13 protein-coding genes are annotated in these 18,797 nt (G+C 72.0%); 4 read left to right on the top strand and 9 right to left on the bottom strand.

Features of this window, described 5'->3' with window-relative positions:
• The first annotated feature begins 81 nt into the window (after nucleotides 1-81).
• Nucleotides 82-2,103, top strand: coding sequence for a beta-galactosidase (locus tag ACFZAM_RS15910; RefSeq protein WP_391046408.1), 2,022 nt, complete (start codon nucleotides 82-84; stop codon nucleotides 2,101-2,103).
• Nucleotides 2,104-2,246: 143 nt separating this feature from the next.
• On the opposite strand, the gene ACFZAM_RS15905 is transcribed toward ACFZAM_RS15910, so the two are convergent.
• The 8 genes from ACFZAM_RS15905 to dnaK form a co-directional block, all read right to left on the bottom strand.
• Complete coding sequence (locus ACFZAM_RS15905; RefSeq protein ID WP_391046405.1) at nucleotides 2,247-3,923, bottom strand: FAD-dependent oxidoreductase; 1,677 nt, start codon at nucleotides 3,921-3,923, stop codon at nucleotides 2,247-2,249.
• A gap of 105 nt (nucleotides 3,924-4,028) precedes the next feature.
• Nucleotides 4,029-4,292 (bottom strand): UBP-type zinc finger domain-containing protein, encoded by a 264-nt coding sequence (locus tag ACFZAM_RS15900; RefSeq protein WP_355332779.1) that lies wholly within the window; start codon nucleotides 4,290-4,292, stop codon nucleotides 4,029-4,031.
• Nucleotides 4,292-4,819 carry a thioredoxin gene (gene trxA, locus ACFZAM_RS15895; protein ID WP_391046401.1) on the bottom strand — a complete coding sequence of 176 codons (528 nt, stop codon included), beginning with the start codon at nucleotides 4,817-4,819 and terminating at the stop codon, nucleotides 4,292-4,294. The genes ACFZAM_RS15900 and trxA overlap by 1 nt, the downstream gene beginning before the upstream one ends.
• Nucleotides 4,819-7,443 (bottom strand): ATP-dependent chaperone ClpB, encoded by a 2,625-nt coding sequence (clpB, locus tag ACFZAM_RS15890; RefSeq protein WP_391046398.1) that lies wholly within the window; start codon nucleotides 7,441-7,443, stop codon nucleotides 4,819-4,821. The genes trxA and clpB overlap by 1 nt, the downstream gene beginning before the upstream one ends.
• Complete coding sequence (locus ACFZAM_RS15885) at nucleotides 7,434-7,826, bottom strand: chaperone modulator CbpM (protein WP_391046396.1); 393 nt, start codon at nucleotides 7,824-7,826, stop codon at nucleotides 7,434-7,436. The genes clpB and ACFZAM_RS15885 overlap by 10 nt, the downstream gene beginning before the upstream one ends.
• Nucleotides 7,823-8,797 (bottom strand): DnaJ C-terminal domain-containing protein, encoded by a 975-nt coding sequence (locus tag ACFZAM_RS15880; protein ID WP_391046394.1) that lies wholly within the window; start codon nucleotides 8,795-8,797, stop codon nucleotides 7,823-7,825. The genes ACFZAM_RS15885 and ACFZAM_RS15880 overlap by 4 nt, the downstream gene beginning before the upstream one ends.
• Nucleotides 8,798-8,804: 7 nt before the next feature.
• Complete coding sequence (locus ACFZAM_RS15875; protein WP_391046391.1) at nucleotides 8,805-9,404, bottom strand: nucleotide exchange factor GrpE; 600 nt, start codon at nucleotides 9,402-9,404, stop codon at nucleotides 8,805-8,807.
• Nucleotides 9,405-9,413: 9 nt separating this feature from the next.
• Nucleotides 9,414-11,315 carry a molecular chaperone DnaK gene (gene dnaK / locus ACFZAM_RS15870; protein WP_391046389.1) on the bottom strand — a complete coding sequence of 634 codons (1,902 nt, stop codon included), beginning with the start codon at nucleotides 11,313-11,315 and terminating at the stop codon, nucleotides 9,414-9,416.
• Nucleotides 11,316-11,553: 238 nt separating this feature from the next.
• Here dnaK and ACFZAM_RS15865 point away from each other — a divergent pair, with 238 nt between their 5' ends.
• Nucleotides 11,554-13,401 carry a helix-turn-helix domain-containing protein gene (locus ACFZAM_RS15865; protein WP_391046387.1) on the top strand — a complete coding sequence of 616 codons (1,848 nt, stop codon included), beginning with the start codon at nucleotides 11,554-11,556 and terminating at the stop codon, nucleotides 13,399-13,401.
• A gap of 150 nt (nucleotides 13,402-13,551) precedes the next feature.
• On the opposite strand, the gene ACFZAM_RS15860 is transcribed toward ACFZAM_RS15865, so the two are convergent.
• Nucleotides 13,552-14,820 (bottom strand): family 10 glycosylhydrolase, encoded by a 1,269-nt coding sequence (locus tag ACFZAM_RS15860; protein WP_391046706.1) that lies wholly within the window; start codon nucleotides 14,818-14,820, stop codon nucleotides 13,552-13,554.
• A 259-nt stretch (nucleotides 14,821-15,079) separates the two neighbouring features.
• Between ACFZAM_RS15860 and ACFZAM_RS15855 the strand changes: the two genes are divergently transcribed.
• Both ACFZAM_RS15855 and ACFZAM_RS15850 read left to right on the top strand, forming a co-directional pair.
• Nucleotides 15,080-17,815, top strand: a complete 2,736-nt coding sequence (locus ACFZAM_RS15855; RefSeq protein ID WP_391046385.1) for a cellulose binding domain-containing protein — start codon at nucleotides 15,080-15,082, stop codon at nucleotides 17,813-17,815.
• A gap of 117 nt (nucleotides 17,816-17,932) precedes the next feature.
• Entirely contained in the window at nucleotides 17,933-18,790 is an 858-nt protein-coding gene (locus ACFZAM_RS15850) for a 3-hydroxybutyryl-CoA dehydrogenase (RefSeq protein ID WP_355332800.1), read from the top strand.
• The last annotated feature ends 7 nt before the right edge of the window (nucleotides 18,791-18,797 follow it).

Raw genomic sequence — 18,797 nt, 5'->3', positions numbered from 1 at the left:
CCGTTCTCGTCGTTTCTCTCGTCCTCACTCGTCCTCGCATTCCCCACCCCTTTTCGTATTCCAGGATTCAGGAGCCCGCGCATGTCGCGACCCGACCGGCAGCATTCCGTCTGGGGCCGTGTTCCGCGCCCCGCATACGGCGCCGACTACAACCCCGAGCAGTGGGACGCGGCGACGTGGAAGGACGACGTCCGCCTGATGCGCGAGGCGGGGGTCAATCTGGTCTCGCTCGGCGTCTTCGCCTGGTCCTGGATCGAGCCCCGGCGGGACGCCTTCGACTTCTCCGGCCTCGACGAGGCCGTCGAGCTGCTGCACGCGTCGGGCATCGCCGTCGACCTGGCCACGCCGACGGCCGCTCCGCCCCTGTGGTTCTCGCACGCTCACCCGGAGTCGCTGCCCGTGACCGCCGACGGACGGCGGCTGGCGCCCGGCTCGCGGCAGGCGTACTGCCCGTCGTCACCGCTCTACCGGGAGCGCGCCGCGATCGTCACCCGCCGCCTCGCCGAGCGCTACGGCGACCATCCCGCGGTGGTGATGTGGCACGTCAACAACGAGTACGCCAACGGCAACGCGCACTGCTGGTGCGAGACCTCCGCGACGGCGTTCCGCACCTGGCTGCGCACCACGTACGGCGACGACCTGGACGCCCTCAACGACCGCTGGGGCACCGGCGTCTGGGGCATGACCTACAGCGACTGGGGCCAGGTGACCCCGCCGCGTACCAGCACCAGCCGCCTCCCGCCCGCCCTGTGGCTGGACTTCTACCGGTTCAGCGACGCCGAACACCTGGCCTGCTTCCGGGCCGAGCGCGACATCGTGCGCGCCCACTCCCCCGGCCGTCCGGTCACCACCAACTTCATGGCGAGCGCGCTGCGTTGGAGCGACTACTGGCGCTGGGCGCGGGAGGTCGACATCGTCTCCAACGACCACTACCTCGGGTCCGAGGATCCGCACCGCGCCGCCGAGCTCGCGTTCGCCGCCGACCTCACCCGCGGTCTGGCCGGCGGGCGGCCCTGGCTGCTCATGGAGCACTCCACCTCCGGGGTGCAGTGGCAGCCCCGCAACATCGCCAAAGTCCCGGGCGAGATGGCCCGCAACACCCTGACGCACCTCGCCCGCGGCGCCGACGGAACGCTGTTCTTCCAGTGGCGGCAGTCCGCGTACGGCCCGGAGAAGTGGCACTCGGCGATGCTCCCGCACGGCGGCGAGGACACGCGGGTCCGGCGGGAGGCCAGCGCCCTCGGCAACGCCGTGTCGCGTCTGGCCGATGTCGCCGAGAGCACCTGCCCGCAGGCCCCGGTCGCGCTGCTCCTGGACTACGAGGCGATGTGGGCCCTGGAGCTGCCCGACCGGCCGAGCTCGGACCTGACCTGCGGAGACGCGCTCCGCACCTGGCACCGCGCGCTGTGGACTGCCGGTCTGGGCTGCGACATCGTCCCCGCCCCCGGTGCGCACCGGCTTCTGCTCGTGCCCTCGCTGTACGCGCTGTCCGCTTCTACGGCGCGCGCCCTGGAGGCGTACGTCGAAGGCGGCGGCCACCTGGTCGTCGGTCCCTTCAGCGGCGTGGTGGACCCCGACGACCGTGTCCATCCCGGGCCGTACCCCGGAGCGCTCCGCGATCTGCTCGGCCTGACCGTGGACGAGTACCTGCCGCTCACGGCCGGAGCCACCGTCGCCCTGGACGACGGCTCGACCGGGAACGTATGGGCCGAGCGGGTCGTCCCGGACGCCGGGACCGAGGTGGAGTGCCGCTTCGCCGACGGACCCGCGGCCGGTGGCCCGGCGGTCCTGCGCCGCGGAAACGTCCGCTATCTCGCCACCCGCCCCGACGTCCCGTCCCTCCTGCGCCTGCTTCCCCGGTGGGCCGCGCAGGCCGGTTGCGCGCCCGCGCCCCGGGGGTCCGGCGACGGCGTGGAGGTCATCCGCAGAAGCGGGCCTTCCGGGGAGCGGTCCTGGCTCTTCGTCGTCAACCACACCGAGGCGACCGCGCATGTGGCCGCCACGGGGACCGACCTCCTGTCCGGCGCCCGCGTGCCGGGAGTCGTCGCCGTTCCGGCGGGCGAGGTGGCGGTGGTGGAGGAAGGCGGTACGGGTCCTCGCTGACGTGTCCCCTTGCCACGAGGTGCCGCGAGGTGCGGCGAGTCACCGCGAGTCAGGTCCGAGCGGTCTGCGGCGGTCGAGGCCCGGGCCTGCCGTGTCACCCTCTCGCGGCGGGCATGGGCTGAGGTCAGCGGACAGGGCTGAGGTCAGCGGACGGCGGGTGGCCCCACCTCACCGAGATGCTCGTGCGCCAGGCGGACGGCCATGGCGCCCTCACCGACGGCGGAGGCGACCCGTTTGACCGAGCCGCTGCGGACGTCACCGACGGCGAAGACGCCCGGCAGACCCGTCTCCAGGGCGAGCGGGGCGCGGGCGAGGGGATTCCAGAGGTCCGCTGTCAGGTGGACCACGTCCTGCCCGGTGGGAATGAAGCCGCGCCGGTCCAGGGTGACGGCGTCGGCGAGCCAGGACGTGGCGGGGCGCGCGCCGATGAACACGAACAGGGCGCGGACCGCCAGCGTCTGCTGCTCGCGGGTGCGGTTGTCCTCGACGACGAGGGATTCGACCCGGTCCTCGCCGGTCACCTCCCGGACTTCGGTATGCGGCCGGACATGGATCCGCGAGTGCCGCTCGATCCGGTCGATCAGGTAGCGGGACATGCTGTGTTCCAGGTCGTCGCCGCGGACCAGAAGGTGGACGGCGGGCGACTCGCGTGCCATGAACAAGGCCGCCTGACCGGCGGAGTTGCCGCCGCCGACGACGGCCACCGGATCGAGACGACAGGTCCGTGCCTCCCAGACGGTGGCGGCGTAGTGCACCCCGAGTCCTCTGAACCGCTCGACACCGGGGGCGGTCAGCCGCCGGTAGCGCGCGCCGGTGGCCACCACGATGTTGGCGGCGGTGACCGTGCCGCCGTCGGCGAGCCGCACCACGCTGTTCCCGTCGCGCTGTTCGAGGCCGGTGGCCTCGGCGGGGACGTCGATCCGGGCGCCGAACCGGTTGGCCTGTACGACGGCGCGTTCGGCGAGCTCCATGCCGGAGATCCCGGCGGGGAAACCGAGGTAGTTCTCGATCCGGGAGGAGGTGCCGGCCTGGCCGCCGGTCGCCACGGCGTCCAGCACGACGGTGGAGAGTCCCTCGGAGGCGCCGTACACCGCGGCGGCCAGGCCACCGGGTCCCGCGCCGACCACCACCAGGTCGCAGACGGCCTTCGCGGCGGTCCCGGCGCGCAGCCCGATGACCCGGGCGAGCGCGGCGTTGGAGGGATTGCGCAGCACCCGGTGGTCGTTCCAGACGACGATCGGGGTCTCCTGCGGAGCGATCCCCAGGCGCGTGAGCAGCGCCTCGGCCTCGGTGTCCTTCTCCAGATCGAACCAGCGGTGCGGGAGGCGGTTGCGGGCGGCGAACTCCAGCAGCCGCCGGGTGTCGGAGGAGAAGGCGGAGCCGATGATGCGGAAGCCCGTGCCCGCGCCGGCCAGCATCGTACGGCGCAACAGGTAGGCGCGGAGGATCACGTCGCCGAGCGCGGGTTCGCGGCTGAGCAGATCGCGCAGGGCCGCCGAGCCCACCGCCAGGACCTCGCCCGGTGTTCTCACCACCGCGCTGACGAAGGCGGTCTGGCCCTCCAGCACGCCGAGTTCACCGAGGAAGCTGTGCGGACCGTGCACCTGGACGACCTGCTCCTGGTCGCCTTGGCCTTCGACCACGGCCACCGTGCCGCTGAGGACGACGAAGAACTGTTCAGTGCGTTCGCCCGCCCGGAAGAGGTGTTCCCCCTCCCTGACCTGCCGCACCTGTCCGGCGGGGTCCAGGAGCGCGATCTGGTCGTCCGTCAGCCGCGGGTAGGCGTCGTGAACGTCGGCGGTCGGGGTCAGGGGCGGCATCACGACGGTTCGCTTCCTTCGTCAGGAATGGCGGTGGACGCGTACGGCAGAGGAGGGGAACAGCGGCGGACGCGGTGTCGGAGGCGCCGTGGGAGCCCGCCCGGCTCAGACCATCGACTCGTGGACGAAACACCACCGCCAGTCCTCGCCGGGCTGGAACGACCGCACGATCGGGTGCCCGTCGGCTGCCGCGTGGGCACGGGCGTGCCGCATCGGCGAGGAGTCGCAGCATCCGACGTGGCCGCAGGTCAGGCACAGGCGCAGGTGCACCCACGCAGTCCCCATGCGCAGGCAGTCCTCGCAGCCCTGCGGTGTCCTGGGCGTCACGGGCCGGACCATGGACAGGTGCGGGTCGGGAAGAGTGGTCATCACGGCCTCCTGGTCGCGGGATCGGCCGGTCCGGGGGACGTCGACAGCGACTCGTTCACCCACTGGCGGAGCGCGTTCGCGGGCGCGGCGCCGGTCTGGCGGGCGACGGGCCTGCCGTGGTCGAGGATCAGCAGGGTGGGGACGGCCTGGACCTCGAACCGTCTGGCCAGGGCCGGTGACGTGTCGATGTCGACCTTCACGAGCTTGATCCGGCCGGCGAGGTCCTCGGCGACCTGTTCCAGGGCTGGGCTCACCATCCGGCAGGGGCCGCACCAGGTGGCCCACAGGTCGACCAGCACGGGCAGGCTCGCCTGCTCGGCGACCTCACCGAAGTCGGCGTCGCCCGCTTCGGCGATCCACGGCAGCGGCGCCCGGCAGTTTCCGCAGCGCGGACGGCCGCCCGCCGCGGCGGGTACGCGGTTGGTCCGGCCGCAGTTGGCGCAGACGACGGTCCGTACCCGGGCCTGCGCGCCAGTGGTGCCGTCACGGGCCGGGCGGTCGTCGCGGCCTTCCTGAGAGGTGCTCATCACGGCTCCTGCGGCTGGTCCTGGAGGGAGACGGTCAGTTCGCCGCCCGCGGCGTCGACCACGATGGTCACGCCTTCGCGTGCCTCGCCGCTGAGCAACGCGCGGCCGATCCTGGTCTCGACCTCGTGCGAGATGAAGCGGCGCAGCGGCCTGGCTCCGTAGACCGGGTCGTAGCCCTCGGCCGCGATCAGGTGGCGGGCCGGCTCGGTGAGGACGAGCGTGACGCGCTGTTCGGAGAGGCGGTCGCGCAGTTCGTCGAGGAGCAGGTCGACGATGCGCTCGATCTGCGCGATGCCGAGCGGGTGGAAGAGGACGATGTCGTCGACGCGGTTGAGGAACTCGGGGCGGAAATGACCGTTGAGTTCGGTCATCACCAGCGCCCGCGCCTCGGGCTTGATCTCGCCGGCCTGGGTGGCGTCCTGGAGCAGGTACTGCGACCCGAGGTTGGAGGTCATGATGATCACGGTGTTGCGGAAGTCGACGGTACGTCCCTGCGCGTCGGTGATCCGGCCGTCGTCCAGCACCTGGAGCAAGGTGTTGAAGACGTCGGCGTGCGCCTTCTCGATCTCGTCGAACAGGACGACGGAGTACGGCTTGCGGCGGACCGCCTCGGTGAGCTGGCCGCCCTCCTCGTAGCCCACGTATCCGGGGGGCGCGCCGACCAGGCGGCTGACGGTGTGGCGTTCCTGGTACTCGCTCATGTCGAGGCGGATCATGTTGCTCTCGCTGTCGAACAGCGCCGCGGCCAGCGTCTTGGCCAGCTCGGTCTTCCCGACACCGGTCGGGCCGAGGAAGATGAACGAGCCGATCGGCCGCCGCGGGTCGCGTACCCCGGAGCGGGCCCGTATCACCGCGTCGGCGACGAGCTGGACGGCCTCGTCCTGGCCCACGACCCGCTCGCGCAGGATCTCGTCCAGCTTGAGCAGCTTCTGCCGTTCACCCTCCTGAAGGCGGGTGACGGGGATACCGGTCCACGCCGAGACGATCTCGGCGATCTCCTCGGCGGTCACCACCTCGCGCAGCAGTCGGCTCTCGCCCTGCTTGTTGGCGAGCTGTTCCTCCTCGGCGGTCAGCCGGCGCTCCAGTTCGCTGACGGTTCCGTAGCGCAGCTGGGCGGCCCGGTTGAGGTCGTAGGCGCGTTCGGCCTGCTCGGCCTCCTGCCGGGCGCGTTCCAATTCCTGGCGCAGTTCCTGGACCTTGCGGATGGCCTGGCGCTCGGCCTCCCACTGGGCGTGCTTGGCGTCCACCTCACCGCGCAGGTCGGCCAGTTCGCGCCGCAGGTCCTCCAGGCGGGCGCGGCTGGCCGGGTCGGTCTCCTGGTCCAGCGCGGCCTCCTCGATCTCCAGTCGGGTCGCCCGCCGGGTGAGTTCGTCGAGTTCAGCGGGCATGGAGTCGATCTCGGTCCGCAGCCGGGCGCATGCCTCGTCGACCAGGTCGATGGCCTTGTCCGGGAGGAAGCGGTCGCTGATGTAGCGGTGGCTGAGGGTGGCCGCGGCGACCAGGGCGTTGTCCTGGATCTTGACGCCGTGGAAGATCTCCAGGCGCTCGCGGATGCCGCGCAGGATGGAGATGGCGTCCTCGACGGTCGGCTCGTCCACCTGGACGGTCTGGAAGCGGCGCTCCAGGGCGGCGTCGGACTCGATGTGCTTGCGGTACTCGTCCAGCGTGGTCGCCCCGATCATGTGCAGCTCGCCGCGGGCCAGCATCGGCTTGAGCATGTTGCCCGCGTCCATCGCGCCCTCGGCGGCGCCGGCCCCGACGACGGTGTGCAGCTCGTCCACGAACAGCAGGATCCGGCCCTCGGCGCCTTTGACCTCCGACAGAACGGCCTTGAGGCGCTCCTCGAACTCGCCGCGGTACTTCGCCCCGGCCACCAGCGACCCCATGTCGAGCGAGAACACCGTCTTGTCCCGCAGCCCTTCCGGCACGTCGCCGCGCACGATCCGCTGGGCCAGACCCTCGACGATGGCGGTCTTGCCGACACCCGGTTCGCCGATCAGGACGGGGTTGTTCTTGCTCTTGCGGCTGAGGATCTGGATCACCCGGCGGATCTCGGCGTCCCGGCCGATCACCGGGTCGAGGCGGCCGGTGCGGGCCTCCACGACGAGGTCCCGCCCGTACTTCTCCAGGGCCTCGTAGGCGTCCTCAGGAGTGGCGGAGGTGACCCGTTGGTTCCCGCGCACCGTGGTGAGGGCGGTGAGGAAGGAGTTCTTGGTGACGCCCTGTTCGCCGAGCCGGCGGCCGGCCGCGGTGGTCGCCCCCTCGTCCACCAGCGCCAGCACCATGTGCTCGGTGGAGACGTACTCGTCCTTGAGCCGCTTGGCCTCCTGCTCGGCGCTGTCGAGCAGCCGGGCCAGCCGCTGGGTCACCATCACCTGGCCGGGGGCGGCGCCCGGACCCGTCGTGCGGGGGCGTTTGACGAGATCGGCCTCGACCGCGGCCCGCAGGGCGGCCGGGTCGGCACCGGCGTCGGCCAGCAGACGGGTGGTCAGGCCGTCGCGCTGATCGAGCAGGGCCAGCAGCAGGTGCTCCCCGTCGACCTCGGTGTGGCCCATACGGACCGCGGCGCTCTGTGCTTCCTGGAGCGCTTCCTGGGATTTCTGGGTGAGGCGATTCATGTCCATGGTGTGGGCTCCTTGGCGGCTCGTTCGCTGCGCCGCAGTGCGGTTTCCAGGCGTTCGATGCGGTCGAGCATGTCCAGGACGACGCCGATGGCCGCGTAGTTGAGACACAGTCCGTCCCGCAGCCGCTGCACTCGGGCGAGGGCCGACGGCGCGCTCGCCAGGAACCACAGCCGGCCCCGGGCGTCACGCTCGGCGTCGACAAGACCGAGAGCCACGAAACGCCTGACGAGTTCGGGCGGCAGTCCACTGCGGCCGGCCACCGCGGCCATGGAGAGCTGATAGGGGCTGGTACTGGTCCGGTGGACGCGCACCAGCGGATAGGCAGCCCTGGAGCCGGGCTGTCCGGCGGCGCCTTCGGCGGGAGAACGGTGTTCGGCTCTCATGTCTGCTTCCTCGGGTCGAAGGAGGAGACCGCGGCCAGTTCCTCGAACAACTCACGTTCACGCGGGCTGGGCGAGGGCGGCACCATCACCTGGATTTCGGCGTAGAGGTGGCCCGGGGAACCTTTGGGGCGTGGCATCCCCTCGCCGCGCAGCCGCAACCGGCGGCCGGTGGAGGTACCGGGCGGCACATGCGCCTTGACCGTCCCGCCCGGACCGGAGACCGGCACCGTCGCCCCCAGCGCGGCCTCCCAGGCGGTGACCGGCAGATCGACGTGGACGTCGTGCCCGACGAGCCGGTAGCGGGGATGGCGGGCGATACGGACCACCAGATAGAGGTCCCCGGCGGAACCCGGGCCGCGGCCCCGGCCGCCCTCCCCCGCGAGCCGGATGCGCTGCCCGTCGACGACGCCCGCCGGGATGGTGACGTCGTAACTGCGCTCCCCGCCGGGCCCGCCGAGGGTGATCTTCCGTCGGCCGCCGCGGTACGCCTCCTCCACGCTGAGGGTGAGTTCGGCCTCCTGGTCCGCGCCGGGAATCGGGCTGCCCCGCCCGGCGCCGCGCGCCCGGCCGCCGAACACGCCTCCGAAGAGATCCTCGAAGTCCACGCCAGAGGCGTCGAAGTCGGACTCGGTCCAGGTCCGGGCGCCTGCCCGGCCGTCGCCTCGGGTGCCGGCGAAGGGACTGCCGCGGTACGCGGCTCCGCCGCCGAAGCCCTGGCCGGCCGCGACGCGCTCGTCGTAGTCCTCCGGGATCTGCCGGAAGTCCGGGCCGAAACGGTCGTAGCGCGACCGGGTGCCGGGGTCGGAGAGCACGCTGTACGCCTCGTTGATCTGCTTGAAGCGCTCCTCGGCGGCCGGATCGCGGTTGACGTCCGGGTGGTAGCGGCGAGCCAGGGTACGGAACGCCTGCTGGATCTCGGCCGCGTCGGCGCCGCGCGGGACGCCGAGCACCTCGTAGTAGTCCTCTGCCATGGCGGCCTCACTCCTGCTTGCGGCTGACCGCTACCGCGGCCGGCCGCAGCTGGTGACCGGGGTCGCCGTAACCGGGCCGCAGCACCTGGACGACGGTGCCCGCAGGTGTGTCGGGTTCATCCACCACGGACACCACCTCGTGCTGCTCGGGGTGGAAGGGGACGCCGGTCTCCTCGTAGCGGGGGTAGCCGAGGCTTCGCAGCACCTCGACGGCCTGGTCGCGTACCGCCCGGACTCCGCTGACGATCGCGCCGCGGTCGTCGGCGCCCGCGTGGGCGAGGGCCAGTTCCAGGTTGTCGACGACCGGGAGGAACGCCGCGGCCACCTTGGCCCGCTCGGCCTCCCGTTCCCGGGGAAGCTCACGGGCGTAGCGCTTGCGGAGATTGTCGAGGTCGGCGAGGGCTCGCCGCCACCGGTCCTCCAGCTCCTCCGCACCGGGGCCGCGGCGTGTGGATTCCGCCTCCCGCTCCCTGGCTTCCGGGGCCCGCGGGGGCGTCCGCGGTGCGGCACTCCGCTCGGGCGACGTCCGCTCGGACTCCGGCGGCGTCGGCTCGGACTCGGGCGGGGAGCGGTCCTCGGCGGGACGCGTCTGTTCCTGGTCCGACATGGCGCCGCCTCAGCTCTTGTCGAATTCGGCGTCGATGACGTCGTCGTCGCCCCTCGGGGAGTCGCCCCCGGGCCCCTGGCCGGGCTCGGCTCCGCCGCCCCCGGCTCCGCCCGGTTCAGCGGCGTGGGCGGCCAGCGCCGCGTGGATCTGCTGGAGTTCGGAGGTCAGGCTCCGGGACCGTTCCGCCGGAGCCTCCTCCTTGACGGCGGTACGCGCCTCGTCGGTGAGCAGTTGGGCGCGGGCGCGCTCGTGCTCCGGTGCGGCGTCGCCGAGGTCGTCCAGCCGGCGCTCCACCTGGTAGGCGGCGGCGTCGAGCTCGTTGCGGGCGTCGATGGCCTCGCGCAGGGCCTGGTCGCTGGTGCGGTTGTTCTCGGCCTCGTTGATCATCCGCTCGACCTCGGACGGGTCGAGGTTGGAGCCCTCGCTGATGGTGATCGACTGCTCGGCGCCGGTGTCCCGGTCCTTGGCGCTGACCTTGAGGATGCCGTTGGCGTCGATGTCGAAGGTGACCTCGATCTGGGTCTCCCCACGCCGGGCCGGCCGCAGGTTCTCCAGCCGGAAGCGGCCCAGCACGCGGTTGTCGGCTGCCAGTTCGCGTTCGCCCTGAAGCACGACGATGTCCACGGCCGGCTGGTTGTCCTCGGCGGTGGAGAAGGTCTCGGACCGGCGGGCGGGGATGGTGGTGTTCCGGTCGATGATCTTGGTCATCACACCGCCGGCCGTCTCGACGCCCAGCGACAGGGGGGTGACGTCCAGGAGCAGGACGTCCTTGACCTCGCCCTTGAGCACGCCTGCCTGGACGGCGGCGCCCAGCGCCACCACCTCGTCGGGGTTGACGCTCATGTTCGGGTCCCTGCCGCCGGTCAGCCGGCGGACCAGGTTCTGCACGGCCGGTATGCGGGTCGAGCCGCCGACGAGGATGACCTCGTCGATGTCGTTGTCGGTGACCTTGGCGTCGCTCATCGCCGTCCTGACCGGTTCCAGGCAGCGCTCCACCAGGTCCGAGGTGATCTGCTCGAAGGTGGAGCGGCGGACGGTCTCGGTGAGGTGCTTCGGCCCGGAGGCGTCCGCCGTGATGAAGGGCAGGCTCACCTGGGTCTGGGTGACCGAACTCAGCTCCGTCTTCGCCTTCTCGGCCGCCTCGAACAGGCGCTGCAATGCCTGCGGGTCCTTACGCAGGTCGATGCCTTCGGACGCCTGGAAGCCGTCCGCCAAGTGGTCCACCAGTCGGCGGTCGAAGTCGTCGCCGCCCAGATGGGAGTCGCCCGCGGTGGCGCGGACCTCCACGACGCCGTCGCCGACGTCCAGCAGGCTCACGTCGAACGTGCCGCCGCCGAGGTCGAAGACCATGACCGTCTCGTGGCCCTGCTTGTCCAGCCCGTAGGCCAGCGCCGCGGCTGTCGGTTCGTTGATGATCCGCAGGACTTCGAGGCCGGCGATCTTCCCGGCGTCCTTGGTGGCCTGGCGCTGGGCGTCGTTGAAGTACGCCGGTACGGTGATGACCGCCTCCGTCACCTTCTCGCCGAGCGACTTCCCGGCGTCGTCGGCGAGCTTGCGCAGCACCTGCGCGCTGATCTCCTCCGGCGCGTACTGCTTGCCGCTCACCTCGAAGCGGGCCACCCCGCCGGGCCCCTCGACCACGTCGAAGGAGACCGCTTTGGCCTCGTCGGAGATCTCGTCGTAGCGACGTCCGATGAACCGCTTCGCGGAGGTGATGGTGCCTTTGGGGTTCAGGATCGACTGCCGCCGCGCGAGCTGTCCGACCAGCCGCTGGCCGTCATCGGAGAAGGCGACCACCGACGGGGTCGTCCTGGCCCCCTCCGCGTTCGGGACGACGGTGGGCTCACCGCCCTCCCAGACGGCGATGACCGAGTTGGTGGTACCGAGGTCGATGCCTACTGCCTTCGCCATAAGAATCTCCTCCGTCGCGAGGCGGAACCGGCCGGCGGGCCGCCGGGCGCACGGCGCCGGACCCGCACAGTCTGCGAGCCTTCCGCAGTACGCGGTGGACTTCCTCGCCCCGGGGTGACCAATCCGCGCCGCCTTTCCGGTCCCCGAGGACGGGGGGCGGCGACGGCTCGCAGGTGAGGGCCCGTGCCGAGCGGCGTACGTTGAGAGGGGGCTGATTCGAGCCGCGAATGGACCTGCGATGGACGCTCTTCCGTTTCCGACCGCCGACCCGCCTCACCCCGTGCCGCAGCCGGGGGCCGCGCGTCACGCGCTGCTACGGCTGGTGACGGTCATGCTCGACGGCGACGACGAGCGAGAGGTGCTGTGGGGTGCCATGGCGGCGATCGCCGCCGCCGGTCCCTTCGTCGCCGAAGCGGCGTACGCCGTGCACCATGGTGCGGCGCGGCGCTGCCCTCCACGCCCGGAGGCTGCCTCCGCCGACGCCCGACCGGGGAGCACCGTGGCGCGGGAGCCCGGTGCGGAGCCGAACGGCCGGGCCCCGGCCGAGGCAGCCGCGGAGATGGTGGCCGCCGATCGGCTCGACCGGCGGATCGACGCTCTCGACGGCCGCAGCCGGAATCTGTACCGGGCGGACGGACGGTGGGCGCGGGCCGTCGCGCTGCGATACGGGGACGACTGCCTCGGCTATCTCGTCGTCGGGGGCGCGACCGCACCCTCGACCGACGAAACCGCGCTGACGGATCTGCTCGCGCAGCAGACCGGGATCGCCCTGGCACGCCTCAGCGGGCGCCGGGGAGAGCCGGTCGGCGCCCGCTCACACCATTGGCCGGGGATCGCAGGGCCGCCGACGGCAGAGAGCCTCTCGCCGGCTGCCGGCCCCGGCGCGAGCGTCTCCGCCCTGGCCGCACGGCTCGCCGCTGACCACGCGCTCTCCCGGGCCGCTGCCTCGGGCAGCGGTGAGTCGGGAGTCCTGGAGGCCCTGCGCGACCATACGGGATTCGCGGTCCTCACCGAGGACCGCTTCGGCAACCCGCGGGCCTGCGCGGGTCACGGCGGGAGCGAACCCTGCGGGCGGCCCGGGAGTGGGCCGCGCCCGGCCCCGGGACACCGGGACCGGGAGGCCCTGATCCGTGACGCGCGCCACCGTCCCGGCGCCGTCCGCGACGGGGACCGGCTGCTCGTCCCCATCGAAATGGCCGGGGAAGTGCTCGGCGTGGCCGCGCTGGTCGATCCTGACCGGCGGGCGACGGAAACGGACTGCTCAGCGCTCGAACAGGCCGCCTTGGTGCTGGCCCCCGCGCTCTCGCACGAGCGCAGACTGGCCGAGCTGGAGCCCCTGCTGCGCCACGGCCTGGTCGACCGGCTGATTTCGGGCGAGACGACCGACGACGACTTCGCCCGGGCGGCGGTCCTCGGCCACGACCTGCACCGGCCGTACAGGGTCGCCGTACTGGAGTGGGCCGGGACGGTCGGCAGGGCCGCGCTCGGCGACGCGGCGGCGCGGGCGGCCCGGCGGCTGCGCCTGGACGTACTCGTCGGCTCCCGTGGCTCGGCCACGGTCGTCCTGGAGCCCCGGGGAGACCGGGGTGCCCCGGAAGGCGCGCTGTACAGGGCCGTCTCGGAGGAGCTCGGCACCGGGGCCGGAGCCGTCGGCATCGGCGGCCGCTGCGAGGTCGTCGCCGATCTGCCGCGCTCCTACGACGAGGCCGTCCGCGCCCTCGCCGTCCGCCGCGGTTCCCAGGACCCGTACGGCAGCACCGGCTTCGAGGAGCTGGGTCTGTGCCGCATGCTGGGCACCGGCGAAGGCGAACGGGAAGCCGACCGATTCGTCCGCGAATGGCTGGGACGCCTGCTGGACTACGACTCCCGCCACCGCACCGGGCTGGTGACGACACTCTCGCGCTATCTGGAGAGCGGCGGCAGCTACCACGCGACCTCCGAGGCACTCCACATCCACCGCAGCACCGTCCGCTACCGCCTCCAGCGCATCTGCGAGATCACCGGCCACGACCTCGGTGACGTCGAGACGCGCCTCAACCTGCACATCGCCACCCGCATACGCAATGTGCTCGCACCCTCGCCGTGAGACGCGGAAACCGGCGCCGTGGTCCGGCCCTGGTGAGCCGGACCGGCGCTGCGGCGCGGCCCCGCATCGCCTGAGCCGGCCTTCTGCCGTGGGGCGGCTGACACCAGGCGGCACGGACGTGGCCGGGCAGGAAGGACCGACCGCCCGCCGTCAGCGGCGTCCGCGGTGGTGGTAGCGGGCGGCGACCATGCTCATCGCGCCCAAGGGGTCGGCGACGACCTGCGAGGCGGAGAAGTAGATGTTGCCGCGGACCTGCGGGTAGCGGGCGCAGAAGTCGAGGTGGCGGGTCAATTCGGCCGGGTCCTGCCAGGCGTCGGGCTGGCCCGCGACCCCGACCTTGTATAGGGCCTCGCCGATGTAGAGGCGCACGTTGGTGCCACGGACGACGTCGGACCACCAGGGGACGAGGGCGGCGTAGTCGGCCGCCGCGAAGCCGATGTTCCAGTAGACCTGGGGAACGATGTAGTCGATCCACTGCTCCCTGACCCACTTGCGGGTGTCCGCGTGCAGGTCGTCGTAGGTCTGGACGCCCGCGGTGGTGGCCGAGCCGAGCGGGTCGGTGGCGGCGTTGCGCCAGACGCCGAAGGGGCTGATGCCGAACTGGGTGCTCGGCCGGATCCGCTTGATCCTGGCGGCGGTCTCGCGCACCAGGCGGTCGGTGTTGTCCCGCCGCCAGGCGTCGCGGTCGGGGAATCCGGCGCCGTACCGCGCGTAGGCGGCGTCGTCGTCGAAGACCTGGCCGGCGACCGGGTACGGGTAGAAGTAGTCGTCCCAGTGGACGGCGTCGATGGGGTAGCGGCGGACGGCGTCCAGCATCGCGTCCTGCACGAAACGTCGGACCTCGGGCAGTCCGGGGTTGTAGTAGAGCTTGCCGCCGAAGGGCACGATCCACTCGGGGTGGAGGCGGGCCGGGTGGGTGGGGGCGAGCTTGGTGACGTCGGTGTCCATCGAGACGCGGTACGGGTTGAACCAGGCGTGCAGTTCCAGGCCGCGGCGGTGCGCCTCGCGCACCGCGGTGCCCAGCGGGTCCCAGCCGGGGTCCTGCCCCTGAGTGCCCGTCAGGTACCGCGACCAGGGTTCGTACGCCGACGGCCAGAAGGCGTCGGCGGTCGGCCGGACCTGGAACACCACCGCGTTGAGCCCCCGTTCGACCGCGGTGTCCAACAGGTCGAGCAGTTCCTGACGTTGCTGGTCGGCGGGGAGTCCGGGGGCCGAGGGCCAGTCGGTGTTGGCGACCGAGGCGATCCACATGCCGCGCAGGTCGCGGCCGTGACCACCGGGTCCGCCGTGACCCGCGGGACCCGGTGCGCCCTGGGGGGCGCGGGAGGGTTCGGCCGCTCGCGCCGCCGAGCCGGGGATGACGGCGGCCAGCGCGCCCGCCGCCGCGACAGTGAAGGTCCTGCGGGTGAGCCGGTCCATCCGTGCCTCCTGATCATCCGTCATGATCCGCCGATGATGGGTGACTTCCGGCGCCGGGGCAACCCGCCGTTCGGTCCACTCCCTCGCGCGGCCCCCGCCGGGACGGAGCGTTGACGACCCCTTCTCGGGCGTCGGCGCGGGCGCTAACATCATGGGAGCGCTCCCACACCTCCTATGTATAGCGCCACCGTCCATCCCCCCACTACCCGCACGCGCGGGCCCGGCGCGGCCCGCGTCCGTACGGAGAGGACGCCTTTCCATGCTCCGCAGACCACTCGCCGCGCTCGTCGCGGCCCTGTCCCTGATAGGCGGCGCCTCCGCGGTCGCCGCGGTCACCGCCACGGCCACCGCGGCCCCCGCCACCGCCGCACCGGCCGCCGTCGCGGACACGTACTCCTGGAAGAACGTCAGGATCGACGGCGGCGGCTTCGTGCCCGGCATCGTCTTCAACCAGTCGGAGAAGAACCTCGCCTACGCGCGGACCGACATCGGCGGCGCCTACCGCTGGAACGAGGCCACCAAGTCCTGGACGCCGCTGCTGGATTCGGTGGGCTGGACCGACTGGAACAGGAACGGCGTGGTCAGCCTCGCCACCGACGCGCTCGCGCCCGACAAGGTCTACGCGGCCGTCGGCATGTACACCAACTCCTGGGACCCCGACAACGGCGCCATCCTGCGCTCTTCCGACCGCGGCGCGACCTGGGCGGCGACCGCGCTGCCGTTCAAGCTCGGCGGCAACATGCCCGGCCGCGGCATGGGCGAGCGGCTGGCCATCGACCCCAACAAGGACAGCGTCCTGTACTTCGCCGCGCCCAGCGGCAACGGGCTGTGGCGCAGTACCGACTCCGGTGTCACCTGGGCGAAGGTCACCGCCTTCCCCAACGTCGGGAACTACGTGGCCGATCCGTCCGACAGCAGCGGCTACCAGAGCGACAACCAGGGCGATGTGTGGGTGACCTTCGACCCGCGCACCGGCACCAAGGGCTCCGCCACGCAGACCGTCTACGTGGGTGTGGCCGACAAGGCCAACACCGTCTACCGCTCGACCGACGGCGGCGCCACCTGGTCCCGGCTGGCGGGCCAGCCCACCGGGTACATCGCGCACAAGGGCGTGCTGGACGCGGTGAACGGCTACCTCTACCTCGCCACCAGCGACACCGGCGGCCCGTACGACGGCGCCAAGGGCCAGGTGTGGCGGTACGCGACCGCGACCGGCGCGTGGACCAACATCAGCCCGATGTCGGACGCGGACACGTACTTCGGCTACAGCGGTATGACCGTCGACCGGCAGCACCCCGGCACGATCATGGTCACCGGCTACAGCTCGTGGTGGGCCGACACCCAGATCTTCCGCAGCACCGACAGCGGCGCGACCTGGACGCGGGCCTGGGACTTCACCAGTTACCCCAACCGCGCCGACCGCTACACCATGGACGTCTCCTCGTCGCCGTGGCTGAGCTGGGGCGCCAACCCGTCGCCGCCGGAGGAGACCCCCAAGCTCGGCTGGATGACCGAGTCGCTGGAGATCGACCCGTTCAACTCCAACCGCATGTGGTACGGCACCGGGGCCACCGTCTACGGCACCGACAACCTCACCAACTGGGACACCGGGGCGAAGTTCACCGTCAAGCCCAACGCCAAGGGCCTGGAGGAGACGTCGGTCCAGGACCTGATCAGCCCGCCGACCGGCGCGCCGCTGATCAGCGCGCTCGGTGACATCGGCGGCTTCCGGCACACCGACCTCACCGCCGTGCCCCCGATGATGTTCACCCAGCCCAACTTCACCACCACCACGAGCCTGGACTTCGCGGCCACCAACGCCAACACCATGGTCAGGGTCGGCAACGCGGACAGCGGCGCGCATGTCGCCTTCTCCACCGACAACGGCGCCAACTGGTTCGCGGGCACCGACCCGTCCGGGGTCAGCGGCGGCGGTACGGTCGCCGCGGCGGCCGACGGCAGCCGCTTCCTGTGGGCCCCGTCCGGTACCGGCGTCAAGTACTCGGTCGGCTTCGGCGGTTCCTGGTCCGACTCCACCGGCATCCCGACCGGCGCGGCCATCGGCTCCGACCGGGTCAACCCGAAGAAGTTCTACGGCGTCTACGGCGGCAAGTTCTACGTGAGCACCGACGGCGGAGCGACCTTCGCCGCGACGGCGGCCACCGGGCTGCCCGCGGAGGCGGGCAAGCTCAAGGCGCTGCCCGGCGCCGAGGGCGACGTGTGGGTGGCGGGCGGCAGCACGGGCGGCGCGTACGGCCTGTGGCACTCCACCAACTCCGGCGCGAGCTTCACCAAGCTGGCCAACGTGCAGGAGGCCGACACCATCGGCTTCGGCAAGGCCGCCCCCGGCGCGGCCTACCAGGCGCTCTACACCAGCGCGAAGATCGGCGGCGTCCGCGGCATCTTCCGCTCCACCGACGCGGGCGCGAACTGGGTGCGGATCAACGACAACGCCCACCAGTACGGCGTGACCAACACCGCGATCACCGGCGACCCCCGGGTCTACGGCCGCGTCTACATCGCGACCAACGGCCGCGGCATCGTCTACGGCGACACCTCGGACGGCTCCGGCGGTACGACTGCGCCGACCACTCCCCCGACGACCCCGACCACACCTCCGACGACCCCGCCCACCACGCCTCCCACCACCCCGCCGACCACACCGCCCGGCTCCGGCGCCTGCTCGGTGGCGTACGACGTCACCAATTCCTGGCCCGGCGGCTTCCAGACGTCGGTCACGGTCAAGAACAACGGCTCGGCGGCGATCTCCAACTGGAAGCTGACCTGGTCCTTCGCCGGCGGCCAGACCATCACCTCGCTGTGGAGCGCGAACTACACGCAAAGCGGCGCGGCCGTGACGGTCACGGCGCCGAGCTACGCGGCGGTGCTGCCCGCGGGCGGCTCCGCGACCTTCGGCTTCACCGGTAGCGCGCCGGGGACGAACACCTCCCCCGCCGCCTTCTCGCTCAACGGTTCCGCCTGCTCCGTGGGCTGACCCCGGCTCCTTCGGCTACGCGCGGGACCGGCACCCGGCCGGTCCCGCGCGTACCGGACACAGGTAACGTCTGTCCGGTACACGGAAGCGGTGCACGGAAGCGGCAGGGGCTGACGAGTGAGTGACATCCAGCGCGTCGGAGTGGTCGGCGCGGGCCAGATGGGGGCGGGCATCGCGGAGGTGTGCGCGAAGGCCGGGCTCGACGTCCGGGTCGCGGAGACCACCGGTGAGGCCCTGGAGCTGGGCCGCACCCGGCTGACGAACTCGCTCGGCAAGGCCGCGGAGCGCGGCAAGATCACCGAGGCTGAGCGCGACGAGACGCTGGGCCGGCTGACCTTCACCACCGACCTGGGCGAGTTCGCCGACCGCGACCTGGTCATCGAGGCCGTGGTGGAGAACGAGCAGGTCAAGATCGACATCTTCCGGGTGCTCGACCAGGTGGTGAGCAGGCAGGACGCGATCCTGGCCTCCAACACCTCCTCGATCCCGCTGGTCAAGCTGGCCGTGGCGACCTCGCGGCCCGACCAGGTTATCGGCATCCACTTCTTCAACCCCGCCCCGGTGCAGCGCCTGGTCGAGCTGATCCCGGCGCTCACCACCGGCAGTGACACCCTCAAGCGGACCGAGGCGCTGGTCACCGACGTGCTCGGCAAGCACGCCATCCGCGCCCAGGACCGCTCCGGCTTCGTCGTCAACGCGCTCCTGGTGCCGTATCTGCTCTCCGCGATCCGGATGTTCGAGTCGGGCATCGCGACCCGCGAGGACATCGACAACGGCATGGAGCTGGGCTGCGCGCACCCGATGGGCCCGCTCAAGCTGTCGGACCTGATCGGCCTCGACACCGTCGCCGCCATCGCCGACTCGATGTACTCGGAGTACAAGGAGCCGCTGTACGCGGCGCCGCCGATCCTTCAGCGGATGGTCGACGCGGGCCGCCTCGGCCGCAAGACGGGCGCGGGTTTCTACCAGTACTGACCGCCCG

This window comes from Streptomyces sp. NPDC008079, from assembly GCF_042957385.1.
Classification (GTDB): Bacteria; Actinomycetota; Actinomycetes; order Streptomycetales; family Streptomycetaceae; genus Actinacidiphila.
Note: the sequence above shows the minus strand (reverse complement) of the source record. Positions and strands in the feature narration are given on the sequence as shown.